This window comes from Flavobacterium terrisoli, assembly GCF_030167905.1.
Lineage (GTDB): Bacteria > Bacteroidota > Bacteroidia > Flavobacteriales > Flavobacteriaceae > Flavobacterium > Flavobacterium terrisoli.
Map to the genome: position 1 here is coordinate 284,404 of NZ_JARGNA010000004.1, position 13,742 is coordinate 298,145.

Here is a 13,742-nt window from a genome sequence, read left to right on the forward strand (position 1 = left end):
GATGAAAAGAAGAGATTTTATACAAAAAACAGCGGCGAGTTCGGCACTATTAGGATTTGGCGGACTATCATTGAGTAGCTTCAAGACTTTGAATACCAAGCATCTTACGGTTTTACACACGAATGATGTCCACAGCTATATTGATCCGTTTCCGGCGAATCATCCTAAAAATCCCAATATGGGCGGCGTTGCCCGAAGAGCGGCTCTGATTGAAAGCATCCGAAAGGAAAATCCCAATGTATTGCTACTCGATGCCGGAGACATTTTTCAGGGTACGCCTTATTTTAACTATTATAGCGGCGAATTGGAATTCAAACTGATGACGATGATGAAATATGATTTGGCTACCATCGGGAATCATGATTTTGACAATGGTATTGAAGGTTTGTATGCACAATTGCCGAATGCCGGATTTGAGTTTGTTTCTGCCAATTATGATTTTAAAAACACCGTGATGAATGGCCATGTAAAACCATATAAGGTTTTTGACAAAGATGGCATTAAGGTTGGTGTTTTCGGACTTGGTGTAGGTTTGGATGGTTTAGTCGATAAAAAAAATTACAAGGAAACTGTTTACAATGATCCTGTTGCTGTGGCCCAGGATATGTCACGCATTTTAAAACACGAACAAAAATGTGATTTGGTGATTTGTCTTTCCCATATTGGTTACCAATATAAAAATGACCCCGATAAAATCTGTGATACCAAACTGGCGACTTTAACCAAAGACATCGACTTGATTATTGGCGGTCATACGCATACTTTCTTGGAAAAACCTACGATTTTAAAGAATGCTGAAGGCAATGATGTTTTGGTCAATCAGGTGGGCTGTTATGGTTTGAACCTGGGCAGAATTGATTTCTATTTTGAAGACAACAAGCCTGTTTCACCTCAGGGAAAATCAATTGTGATTTGAGTTTTCAGCAATGTTGACATACTTGTAAAAAGAGAAGAAAGCCAAAGCGTTAAAGGTCATGGCTAAAGGCCTGAACAGTTTTTGGAACTCATTAACCAAAAAGTACTTCTCAATAAAAACGGTAAACTGCAGCATCACAAACAGCAAAACAGCAATCAACAAAACAGAGTTTTGCTTATTGTCATTCATTATATAACTGGAAAGCGCTATTCCTGCAAACAATGAAATCAAGATACTCTGCAATATCAGCAGATAAAAACTATTCTCCGGAATTTCATTGGTCTCGATAAATAAGTAAAAAAAGATAAGCAGAAACGGCAATGTCGCAATAATCATCGGAACAAAATCCTTTACTTTCTGCAGGGTAAAGACGAGATATATGACCACAATCCTATGAATGGTAAAAGCAATCAAAGCATAATAAAGGCTTGTAGCCGTATTGGGAATAAATAGAATGTTGGTAATCATTGAGAGTAGAAATACTGCTACAACAACAACACTTCTTTTTTTTGAAATAATCAAATACATCACGGCTAACAGCAATGGAATAAGCGGTTTCAGCGAACAGATGAATGGAGTATATACCAAATACTCTGAAACTATTTCAAAAAAAGCAATGATAAAATAACTTAAAGTTAAAAACTTTAATATGTTGGCCTTTAAAACCATAGATAATCAGTTAGGGTTATTAAAGTTAACATAAATTACAATACAAAACCATTATATCGCGCTAAACTTTTAGCCCAGCATTTCCAGGAAATCATCCTCCGAAATAATCGGCACTTTGAGCTGATTGGCTTTTTCCAATTTGGCCGGACCCATATTATCGCCAGCCACTACATAATCGGTCTTTGCAGAAATGGAACTTCCCACTTTACCGCCATTGTCTTCGATGGCTTTTTTCAAATCATCACGGGAGAATTTCTCAAAAACACCTGAAACCACAAAGGTTTTTCCTGCCAGTTTATCGGTAGCGTCCGGATTGAATTTTTCGATAAGTTCCAATTGCACGCCGAATTCTTTCAAGCGTTCAATGATTCTGACGTTTTCAGCATTGTCAAAAAATTCGAGCACACTTTGGGCTATCTTCTCTCCTATTTCATCCACCAAAATCAAATCCATCAGCGAAGCATTCTGTAACGCTTCAATGGTTTTGTAATGTTTGGCTAACTTCTTGGCGACAGTTTCACCAACGTATCGGATTCCGATAGCATACAAAACCCTTTCAAAGGGAATTTCTTTGGATTTCTGGACACCATTGACCAAGTTCTCTGCCGATTTCTGTGCCATTCTTTCCAGATTGATAATATCCTCAACCTTTAACTCATATAAATCGGAATAGTCTTTTACCAGATGATTATTAAATAACAACGCCACTGTTTCTCCGCCAAGACCTTCAATATCCATGGCTTTGCGCGAGATGAAATGTTGAATCCTACCAATGATTTGCGGTGGACAGCCATAAAAATTTGGACAGTAATGATTCGCTTCACCTGCAATTCTCACCAGTTCCGAATTGCATTCGGGACAATGGGAAATGTATTGTGTTCTTTCAGAAGATTCATTTCTTTTGGTCAAATCAACACCAATAATCTTTGGGATGATCTCACCACCTTTTTCAACAAAAACGGTATCACCGATGCGAATGTCAAGCTTTTCAATTTGGTCTGCATTGTGCAGCGATGCACGTTTTACAATCGTTCCGGCTAATTGTACCGGTTGTAAATTGGCCACCGGCGTAATCGAACCTGTTCGCCCAACCTGATAGGAAATAGAATTTAAAACAGTCGAAACCTGTTCCGCCTTGAATTTATAGGCCATCGCCCAGCGCGGTGATTTAGCTGTGTAACCGAGTTCATCTTGTTGGTGGAAGTCATTGACTTTAACCACTACGCCATCGGTTTCATAAGGCAAATCATGTCGATGGATATCCCAATAATTGATATATTCCAAAACTTCGTCAAGTGAATTGGCCAATCTGGCTTCTTTGGGCACTTTGAATCCCCAGTTTCTTGCCGCTTCCAAACCTTCAAATTGGGTTTTGATATTCAGATTATTGCCCACAATAAAGTACAACAAACATTCCAAAGGACGCTTAGCTACTTCGCTGCTGTCCTGCAATTTCAAACTACCTGAAGCTGTATTTCTCGGGTTGGAATAAGGAGTTTCCCCAATTTCAATCAGTTCCTGATTCATCTTTTCAAAACCTTCAAAAGGCAAGATAATTTCACCACGAATATCGAAGCGTGCAGGAAAAGTACCTTTCAATTTTAATGGAATTGATTTAATGGTTTTGATATTATTGGTTACATCATCGCCTTGGAATCCGTCACCTCGGGTCACGGCACGTTTTAGTTTTCCGTTTTCATAAGTGATGCTGATTGACGCACCATCGTATTTTAATTCACATGTATATTGTAACGGCGCATTGCCCAAAACTTTCTGGATTCGGTTTTCCCAATCCATCAAATCTTCTTTGGAATAGGAATTGTCCAAAGAATACATGCGGTAATCGTGAACAACAGTTTGGAAATTTTTGGTAATCATACCACCAACGCGTTGTGTAGGCGAATTATCGTCAAAGAATTCAGGATGCTGGCTTTCCAATTCCTGAAGCTGTTTCAATTTTATATCAAATTCAAAATCAGAAATCGTCGGATTGTCCAATACATAATAATTGTAATTGTGTTGATTGAGTTCGTCCCGTAAGTTCCGGATGATAGTCTGAATGTCCATAAAATATAGAAAGTCTATTGGTGATTTGTTGTACTGCGTCAGTTCGCTGCGCTCGTGTGTCTAAAATAATAATTCTAATTCAAAATTAGGATTAAAAACAAAAAAACCACTCCTTTCGAAGTGGTTTTCTGCAATAAAATTTTAGTGGCTATTTTTGAATGATAATAAAGTCGGAACGACGGTTTTTAAAATGTTGTGCTTCAGAACATTTCACACCATTACTGCATTTGTTGGTCAATCGGCTTTCACCGTAACCCACAGCGCTTTCAATTCTCGAAGCATCAATCCCTTTGGATATGATATAGGCCTGAGTCGATTTGGCTCTGTTGTCAGACAACTTCATATTGTAGGCATCTTTTCCGCGGGAATCGGTATGCGATTCGATTTTGATTTTTACATCAGGGAATTTGAGCATTACAAAAACAACTTTATCCAACTCAGCAGCAGCCTGAGGCGTTACATCATGTTTGTCATAATTAAAGAAAATAGGATTGATATCAATTTTCTCCTGGCCTTTTTCTTTTACAATCAAATCATCCAGGAAGCTCAATTCAAAATCGATGTCCTTAAACTCAACCAAATCAGCTTTTGTCATTTCAATGACTCTTTCTTCTCTGCTGTAATTTGGTTTTGTGGCTACCAATTTTACTTTTTTACCACAAGGCAATTTGATAATATAGTAACCTTTGGCATCAGTCATCACCTGATCGATTTTCTCACCGAAAGCATCATAGGCAATTACCGTGGCATTGTCGATGGTCATTTTTGATTTTACATTAATGACTTTCCCTGAAACGAATTGGTTACATTCGGGTTTGACTTTGGTAAAGGCATAAATATCGTCATCACCTTTTCCCTGCGCTCTGTTAGAAGAAACATAACCGAAAGCATCCGTAGCGTCAACAATAAAAGCAAAATCATCTTTGTTACTGTTGATTGGTGCACCGAGGTTTTTTGGCACGGTAAAATTCAATCCCTCAGAAAATTTGCTTTCATAAACATCCAAATCTCCCCAGCCATAATGGCCGTCAGAAGAGAAATACAATATTCCGTTTCGATAATAAGGAAACAATTCATTTCCAATCGTATTGATGGTCGGACCTAAATTCTGTGGTGTACTCATTGTTCCATCATCGGCAATCTGAACCACATACAAATCGGTTTCACCTAATCCGCCAGGCATATCGGAAGCAAAAAACAACCATTTGCCATCTTCGCTCAAAGCAGGATGTCCAACAGAATATTTATCACTATTGAAAAACATTTTTTCGGTTTTGGCCAACTTATCATTTTCAATCGTTCCTTTCATGATTTGAAAATTGTTGGTTCTCGACTGATCCAGAATCAACTTTTTATTTTTCAGAACATTTGTTGTATAATAAATCGTTTTCCAATCCGGGCTAAACGCAGCTGTAGCTTCATGGTATTTGGTCGCCGCATCCGGTAAAAATGGCAATTCGTTAAACAAACTTCCATCAGCGGTGTGTCTTTCGGCAACATAGAGATTCAGAAAAGGCTGCTTGTTCCAACTATAGAGTTTTTCACCAAATTGGGTAGTGTCTTTGCTCGAAGCATAAATAATCTTCTCACCGTAAAAAGCGGTTCCAAAATCTGATTTTGTAGAATTGATGTCAAGATTCTTTACTGCATAAAGCGGCTTGGCTTTGGCCACGCTATCCATGTGTTTCTTTTGATTCATATAACGGGCGATTTCTTTCTCGTCGCCTTTTTTGGTCAAAAATTCTTTGGTCAGCTTATCTGCTTTATCATAGTCCATCACACCTTTTAAGGACTGAATATATCTCAGGAAATATTCATCTGATATGGTTTGTCCCTGGATATCATAAAGCTTTTGATACCATTTGAGTGCATTTCTGTTATCATCGATATAGTAATAACAATCGGCAACGTTTTTTAGGGTTTGCGTTCCCGGCTTTTCTACTTTGGCCAAATACTCTTCATAAGTTTTTGCAGCATCAACAAAAGACAATGCCTTAAAAAGCTGATCTGCTTTCTTCAATTTCGTTTGTGCAAAACCTGATGCCAAACAAAAGAACATAACTAGGGTATATATTTTTTTCATGTTTTCAGGGTTTTAGAAAAATCTAGGCGATTTTATTTGTTGGGTTTTCTTTTGTAATTGGTAACGAAGAATAAACTCATGCGAGCCATCATTGTACTTGTTCAAATCGGTCACCGTATAATCATAGGCATAACCAATGTAAAAGCAGCTCGTGATTTGAAATCCTGCCAAGGCACTTACCGAATCACCCAAACGATGGGAAACGCCTAAGGTTACTTTCTCCTGAATTAAAAAATTAGCAGAAAGATCCGTTGAAATTGGTGCTCCGCTTACTGCTTTCAGCATGAAAGCCGGTTTGAATTTTAAATTATCGGAGAAATTAAAGACATACCCACCAATAAAATAATAATGAAGTCGGTCATAATCAATGGCTTCCTCAACATCATCATAATATTCACCTCTGATAAAAGTCGGAACCGAAGCACCGATATACCATTTATCACTGTAGTAATACAATCCGGCTCCAATAGAGGGCTTCATTTTGTTATCGATGTTTTCATTCAACAAAGGATCAATAGGATTATTGTATCTACCTCTCGACCAATCCACATTTAGGATTCGCATACCGGCTTTTAAACCAAAGGCTAGCTTTCTTTCATTAGGAAAAGCAATGCTATAGGAGAAGTTTCCATCGATATACAGTTCGTTTGAAGGTCCTAGTTTGTCATTGACCAAACTAAATCCTAAGCCAACCTTGTCATTGGCCAAAGGAGAATGAATTCCAAAAGCCTGTGTTTGTGGCGCACCATCGATTCCAATCCATTGGGAACGATGTAAAATAACAGCTTCCAACGTGCCTGTTGAACCAGCATAAGCTGAGTTCACGACCATGGTATTATACATATACTGTGTATATTCCGGATCTTGTTGCGCCTTTATCACAAAAGGGCAAAAGATGTACAGCAATAAAAAGTGTACTTTTTTAATTTTTATATATGGTTCCATACTTATTTCTTTTTAGTTTAAATAATTAAGATATGATAGTCAGTACTATCTGGTGATGGCTAGCCAACCTGTTTTCACAGGTGAATTATCACCAATATCGAGTATGTAGTAATAAGTACCGGTTGGCAGCTTATCATCTCTATTGATTGCTCCGGAAACATTGGCTGTTCCGTCCCAATCATTACTATAGCGCTTTTTATCATAAACTAAAGAACCATATCTGTTATAAACACTCAGTTTGTTGTTTGGATAACTTTCTATACAGTCGATTATAAAAGTATCATTAGCACCATCATTATTTGGGCTAAATTCATTGTAAACAACCAGGCAAATAGGAAGAACTTCTCCGTCATCACTATTGTTTGTACCATCAGAATCTACAGGATCTGAAATGTCAATTGTAGCAATGTTTAGATAATTACCTGTTGATAAAACCGTAACTGTAACCGTCAATACCGCAGTTGTATTCGCCGGTAACACAGGAATATTCCAAATTCCCGTCAGGTTATTATAGGTTCCTGCTGTGGCTGTAAAACTAACGTAGCTGTATCCTGTTGGCAGATTTTCATGAACAATTACATTTAGGAATTGACCCATACCAACATTATTTACGGTAATGGTAAACGTAACGTTATCATCGATACTCGGAGTTGGATTATCAACCTCTTTGTTTATCGTGATATCGGAACAAGTCCGAACATTTAAATCAAATGAAGCATTGTTATTGCCGCTGCAGCTATCCGCGTAAGACACACTCACATTCCCCGGACCGATGGATAACCAACTTATGGTGACAAAGTTATCAGTTGTTTGTCCGCCAGATACAATTGAACCATTAACTACTGACCAAACATAATTGGTCATTCCGGCATTGGTGGTGTAAGTTGCCTGATCCCAGACACAAGTATCATTATCACCTTGGATGGCTGCCAAACCGCTTCCGCTAAAGGTTACGCTTATCGCTAACCGAATTGCGCTTTCACAAGCTGTCGTTGCATCAACCAAAGCGGCATAATAAGTGGTTCCGTTTACCAAAGCGGTAGTTGAAGCTAATGGACTTCCTCCTGTTACATTGGCATACCAAATAACATTACTTTCATTGACTTGCAGATTGGCAATCGTTGGGGCATCAACCAAACAAAACGCCTGAGTGGTATTGTTAGTCGTTGGCGTTCCCGGATCAGAAACAGTTGCATTAACTGCCAATCGAATAGCACTTTCACAACCTGAAGCTGCATCGACCAATGCTGCATAATAAATGTTACCGTTTGCCAACGCAGTTATTGAAGCCAAAGGACTTCCGCCCGTAGCATTGGCATACCAAATGACATTACTTTCATTGACCTGGAGGTTTGCAACTGTTGGTGCATCTTCCAAACAAAATGTCTGATTCGCATTGCTTGTGGTTGGGGTTCCCGGACTTGAAAGCGTAGCACTTACTGCTAAACGTACCGCGCTCTCGCATCCGGTAGTGGCATCCAATATAGCGGCGTAATATATATTTCCATCAACCAATGCTGTGGTTGATGCTAAAGGACTTCCTCCGTTTGGACCGGAATACCAAACCACATTACTTTCATTGACTTGTAAATTGGCAATAGTTGGTGCATTGGCCAAACAAAATGTTTGGACTGCATTAGTTGTGGTTGGCGTTCCCGGATCAGAAACTGTAACATTAACTGCTAATCTCACTGCGCTTTCACAACTTGTAATTGCATCTACTAATGCCGCATAATACGTTGCTCCGTTTACTAAAGCATCAGTTGTGGCCAATTGTGTTCCGTTCGTTGAGGCATCATACCAAACCACATTGATTTCATTCACTTGAAGATTTGCAATAGTTGGCGCGTTGACCAAACAGAATGTTTGATTTGGATTGGTCGTTGTCGGTGTTCCCGGATCGGAAACCGTTACATTTATTGCCAACCTCACCGCACTTTCACAACCAGTCGTTGCATCGGTTAATCCGGCATAATAAATATTTCCATTTACTAAAGCATCGGTTGTAGCCAAAGGAAGTCCACCAGTTGGAAGAGCGTACCAAACAACATTCGTTTCGTTTACCTGTAAATTACCCACAGTTGGTGCATCTTCCAAACAAAATGGTTGGTTTACATTATTTGTGGTTGGTGTTCCAGGATCAGAAATAGTGACATTGATTGCCAATCTGTTGGCACTTTCACAACCCGTGGTTGCATCCAATAATGCGGCATAATAAGTTGTTCCACTTACTAAAACCGTTGTTGGTGACAAAGGACTTCCACCGGTAGCATTGGCATACCAGATAACATTACTTTCATTAATTTGTAAACTGGCAATCTTTGGATCATCAACCAAACAGAAAGTTTGGTTTGGATTAATGGTTGTTGGTGTTCCTGGATCTGAAACCGTAACATTAACCGCTAACCTTACTGTGCTTTCACAACCAGTTGTTGCATCAACTAAAGCAGCATAATAAACGGTTCCATTGACTAATGCATCCGTTGGAAGCAATTGAGTTCCGCCATTTGGACCTGAATACCAAACTACATTACTTTCATTCACTTGTAAATCGGCAACCGTTGGTGCATCAACCAAACAAAATGCTTGATTGGCATTGTTTGTTGTTGGTGTTCCAGGATCATTTACAGTTATTATAACTGGTTTTAATGTACCTGCTAAGTTCAAACAAGTGTTGTCACTTTGCATCGCCACATAATAAGTATAAGGACTATTTGCATTTGATAAACCCGTAGCGGTTAAAGTGCCATTGGCAGCTACTGCAAAAGTCACACCGCCAATAACAGCACCATCCATAATCGGCTGGGTTGTATCATTTCCTAGATACCAGAAAAATTGAGGGTTAAGATGTGCAGTTGTTGGAACAATAACAGCCGCTTCATTGTTACAAATTGAAGCATCGTCGGCGGTTATATCTGAAGCTACTGAGAAAGGCAGAATAGTAAACGTAATCACTTTTCTGTCATCTTCAGCCGTTTCACAAAACTCATCAGAACTCAAACCAACATAATAAGTATAAGTTCCTGGTGTTAATCCTGTTAAGGTTAACAATGATGCTGTTTCACCTGCAATCGGCTCAACTGTAGTTCCATTAAGATAATACCAATGAAATATCGGATTGGTAATGGTCATCGTAGAATTAAGTTCAGCCTGTAAAGCAATTGTTCCAGTTTCGCTACAAATATCAATATTTGCAGCTCCATTAATCAAGACTTGCGTAATGGCGTCTTCAGGAGCAGTAGTACCAACATTCAAAGTAACGATACCTCTGTCATATACTTCACATCCAAATCGGAATGGCTGTACATAATAATTATAAGTACCCGGAGCTAAATTAGACGGAACAGTAAAACTCAAACCGGTTGAAACTACATTGCCTCCGGTTGGTGCATCATACCAAATAAAAGTAGCGCAATCTTCGGGCGTAATGCTTAATTGCACAACCTGATTTGGACAGACGTCTAAAGTATTTGTAGCGTCTGCTCCTATTACCGAAGTGTCAGCACGCCTGTTTACATCGTGGATTCTTAAAAAATCCAAGACATCAACAGTACCACCAAAACGGATGGAAATTCTATCATAAGGCATAGTTTGCGGGTGCAAAACCAAACTATAAACATCACCACTGATGAGTGCTAAACTCAATAAACTCGAGGTATTATCAAGCGGTAATCCTACAGGAGTATTTCCCATATACATTTGAAGCGTAAAGCCACTCAATAGAGACAGGCTTAAAACTGTTGCCGGCTTTGACATTAAGATTTCTAATGTATCACCTGCTAATGTTGGTGTATTGAAAGAAACGGTCAAATCGGCGGCAGCCAAAATCCCAACTCCACTGTACATAGTGGCATAAGAATTCATGCTGTTATCCACTGCATCATATGGATCATCGACACCAACAGTTGCTGTAGCAACACCAACACCTAAATCATAAGCACCATAGAAAACATCTTCTATATCTGATGGATTACAAGTGATTTGAGAAACTTCTTTATCGTAATAAGCTTCATATACATCAACATTTTGAGCCACACTGGCCACAGAACCAACAATGATTCTGATTCCGTCATAATCCTGTGGTCCATTGATATCTGAAGGTACAAAAGTATATTCAAAAACATTTTCTCCAGCCAACAAATCAACTAAGGAACCCGAAATCGGCTGGATAAATCCAATATCAATTGGCACACCCGAACCGTTTCTTTTGGTTCCGACAATTGAATAAGCACCGAGTGCTACTAAGCCGCTATAATCAGAACCTAATTTTACATTTACCGGTGTACCGGCAGGAATTACGTCATCCCATTGCAAGGTCTGCCAAGTCGTTCCAATGCCTAATAATCCTAAACCGGTTACGATGGTTGAATGGGATTGAACATCTTCATCAATAGCGTTGCTTCCATTAAAAACTCCGCCGGTAATTATGGAACCCCAACTTTGGGAATCTGCATATTTTCTTTCGGTGAGCACAGGACAATTGGCCGGGTCAATAACTGCTACAAAAGCATTTCTGGAGGCAAAACAATTTCCGTTGCCAGAAACAGCCGTGAAAGTATAATAGCCCGGAGTTGAAAATGGCCCGGCTACATTTGATGCCAGCGCATTACCATCAGAATCATACCAAGTGATTGGTGCATTTGAAGTGGCACTAAAAGTAACAGAACCTCCAATATTGATCACATTATTAACATTGGTCACAACCAAATTAACCTCCGGATTAACCACAACATTAACCGGCTCTACTAAAGAAGAGCAGCTTCCGCTTAAGCTTGTGGATTGAATATGATATAATCCCGAAGTTTGAATATTGGCTGCTGCATCTGGAGTAATTGGTGTATTGGTGCTATCAAAAAAGCTGTACACAATATCACTTGAACTGTCATAATTCAAGATAGCGTCACGCAAATTAACGCTTCCGCAGCCTTCAATTGTCGGAGAAACATCCAAGCTTAGAGCTGTGGCATAATTAACGGTTACTAACTTTAAAGTATTGGCAGCATTTTCACAAACGCCATTGACCGTTAATGAAATATAATAGCTATAAGGAGAATTGATTGCGGTTAATCCCGAAATAGACAATTCACCATTAGTGTTATTTAAAACATAAGTTACTCCGGGATCACCCGAAAATCCGGTGGTGATTTCCTGAGTTTTTAGTTGGTCTTTATAATACCTGAATGTTGCACCACCAATTGAAGATGAAGGCGAAAGTACAATAACTCCATTACAAGCTTCTAAAGTATCCGGGATTGTAATATCAGCAGCAACCGGTAAATTGATTACGGTCACAGTTACCTTAATTCTTCTCGATTCTTCCGGACAACCAATTCTTTTGGCCGAAACATAATAAGAAGTATTTTGAGTTAAAACCGGTGTTACAAAAGGTTGCCCAGAATTTGAGGTGGCCAATGATGCACCACCTGTCGCCTGACTGTACCAATTTAACTCTGTTCCTGCTCCGGTTTCAGCCACTAAGCTGGCAGTACTGCCCGAACAGATTGTTGGGTTTTGGGTAAACAAATCTGTGATTGTTGGCGCTGCCGGTGCCCGATAGATTTCAAATAAATCCAAGCTTTGCGTTAGCTGAACATTCAACAAAGAATTATACCTAACGGTAATTCTATTCGCCGGTGCATTGGGTGAAAATGGAATGGTTGCAATCTGATTGCCCTGAAGCAATGTCAATAAATCTAAATTCAACAATGAATTCAGGTTTACGGTCATCACATGAGTCGGCCCATTTTCTGCCATAATCTGAATGTTATTAGCCACACCAAGCGCCAACAGCGATGGATCGACTTTCATTCGAATAAAAAACTGATCTGTAGGTTGGGATAATCCATCGTAATAAACTGTTTGTTCAACGGAAGCAGCCACGGCTAAAATCCCGAGACTTAATCTCGAATAATTACTAGTATTGGCATCCAAAACATGTTGCGGGTTGCTCACTCCGGCACCACCGAGTCCTAATAAGTCTAAATTTAAACCTGACCCACTATAAGAAGTATAACTTGCCAATCCGCAGGTATCAGGTGTTCCTATATAAAAGGCTTCATATACATCCAGGCGTTTGGTATTGCCTAAACCGATTAAAGAACCAACCCTGTTGGTCAATCGAATTCTGTCATAAGATTGTGATGGTGTCAGCGCAATAAAATATTCATTATTGGCATTGACAACAATTTTCAACCTTTGAAAGGCAAAATCGTTTATGATCTGACTATGTCCCAGAAGAACTGAAGTCGAGCCATTTTTGGCTTCAACAGTAAATTCCTGGTTACCGATAAGTAAAACGCCTCCAACATCTGCCAATAATCCTCCGAGACTTCCGCCCAGTAGGGATGGCAGAATGTTATCATCGGTTTGAATCTTAAAATAAGAAGTGGTGTTTGCCGGAAGGACAGAATCGAACTTGAGTTCTAAATGTCCGGAATAAGCGCCTATTCCAATTGCGATTCCGGAGCTGGCTCTTATCCTGGCCCTTGTAGATAAATCTCCGTCTGTTGCATTTGCAGAAAAATCAACATTATCCTGACTTGTGATTGTAGTAGCATAAACAGGCAGTGACTGTGCTTCCAATCGCTGTAGGAAGCCAAATACCATAACACAAATTACAAAACAGCTTAGCCTAAGCCTTTTGTTGGGGGTAAAATTTAATTCCATTAGCAGTAATTTAAGTGAATATTTAGGGTAACTATTTCTTAATTAACTTGTTGCTCCTGTGGTATTTTTGGGTGGTATTTTTGGGAGGGTATTTTAGTTGATTTCTTGGTCGTATTTTTTGGTTTTTGGTTTCTGAACTTGTTTAAGATAGGTTTTAATTTATAATTTAATTTTTTTGTAGTCTTTTTTCTAAATATTTGCTATAAATACCTATTTAGATAACTTTATATCGATTAAAAGTGCTACTTATAGGTTTTTCATATCACTTTTAACAATCGTTCTACATTAATTTTTAAGTAATTAATCTATATTTGTTTTTTAAAGTATAATTGAATATTTATAGTTTATAAACTAAATACCATTAAGTAGTTTTTAAAAACCCCAAATTTTAGAGAA

At 38.9% G+C, this 13,742-nt stretch carries 6 protein-coding genes; 1 reads left to right on the forward strand and 5 read right to left on the reverse strand.

Annotated features, from left to right (window positions below; all coding sequences use genetic code 11):
• The first annotated feature begins 1 nt into the window (after nt 1).
• Complete coding sequence (locus P1K33_RS07120; RefSeq protein WP_284652227.1) at nt 2-916, forward strand: bifunctional metallophosphatase/5'-nucleotidase; 915 nt, start codon at nt 2-4, stop codon at nt 914-916.
• Here the strand turns inward: P1K33_RS07120 and P1K33_RS07125 are convergent.
• The 5 genes from P1K33_RS07125 to P1K33_RS07145 form a co-directional block, all read right to left on the reverse strand.
• Nucleotides 902-1,585 (reverse strand): hypothetical protein, encoded by a 684-nt coding sequence (locus P1K33_RS07125; protein ID WP_284652228.1) that lies wholly within the window; start codon nt 1,583-1,585, stop codon nt 902-904. The genes P1K33_RS07120 and P1K33_RS07125 overlap by 15 nt on opposite strands.
• 69 nt (nt 1,586-1,654) lie before the next feature.
• Nucleotides 1,655-3,652: an NAD-dependent DNA ligase LigA gene (gene ligA, locus P1K33_RS07130; protein ID WP_284652229.1), complete on the reverse strand. Its 1,998-nt coding sequence runs from the start codon at nt 3,650-3,652 to the stop codon at nt 1,655-1,657.
• A 148-nt stretch (nt 3,653-3,800) separates the two neighbouring features.
• Complete coding sequence (locus tag P1K33_RS07135; RefSeq protein ID WP_284652230.1) at nt 3,801-5,735, reverse strand: OmpA family protein; 1,935 nt, start codon at nt 5,733-5,735, stop codon at nt 3,801-3,803.
• A 12-nt stretch (nt 5,736-5,747) separates the two neighbouring features.
• The gene (locus tag P1K33_RS07140) at nt 5,748-6,680 is read right to left on the reverse strand and encodes a PorP/SprF family type IX secretion system membrane protein (protein WP_284652231.1); all 933 of its coding nucleotides are present in this window, start codon (nt 6,678-6,680) and stop codon (nt 5,748-5,750) included.
• Nucleotides 6,681-6,725: 45 nt separating this feature from the next.
• Nucleotides 6,726-13,346 (reverse strand): Ig-like domain-containing protein, encoded by a 6,621-nt coding sequence (locus tag P1K33_RS07145; protein WP_284652232.1) that lies wholly within the window; start codon nt 13,344-13,346, stop codon nt 6,726-6,728.
• Nucleotides 13,347-13,742: the final 396 nt, after the last annotated feature.

Bases quoted from the DNA above. Each gene is read 5' to 3' on its own strand.
- P1K33_RS07120 (WP_284652227.1), top strand. From the start codon at position 2: ATGAAAAGAAGAGATTTTATACAAAAAACAGCGGCGAGTTCGGCACTA.
- P1K33_RS07125 (WP_284652228.1), bottom strand. From the start codon at position 1,585: ATGGTTTTAAAGGCCAACATATTAAAGTTTTTAACTTTAAGTTATTTT.
- ligA (WP_284652229.1), bottom strand. From the start codon at position 3,652: ATGGACATTCAGACTATCATCCGGAACTTACGGGACGAACTCAATCAA.
- P1K33_RS07135 (WP_284652230.1), bottom strand. From the start codon at position 5,735: ATGAAAAAAATATATACCCTAGTTATGTTCTTTTGTTTGGCATCAGGT.
- P1K33_RS07140 (WP_284652231.1), bottom strand. From the start codon at position 6,680: ATGGAACCATATATAAAAATTAAAAAAGTACACTTTTTATTGCTGTAC.
- P1K33_RS07145 (WP_284652232.1), bottom strand. From the start codon at position 13,346: ATGGAATTAAATTTTACCCCCAACAAAAGGCTTAGGCTAAGCTGTTTT.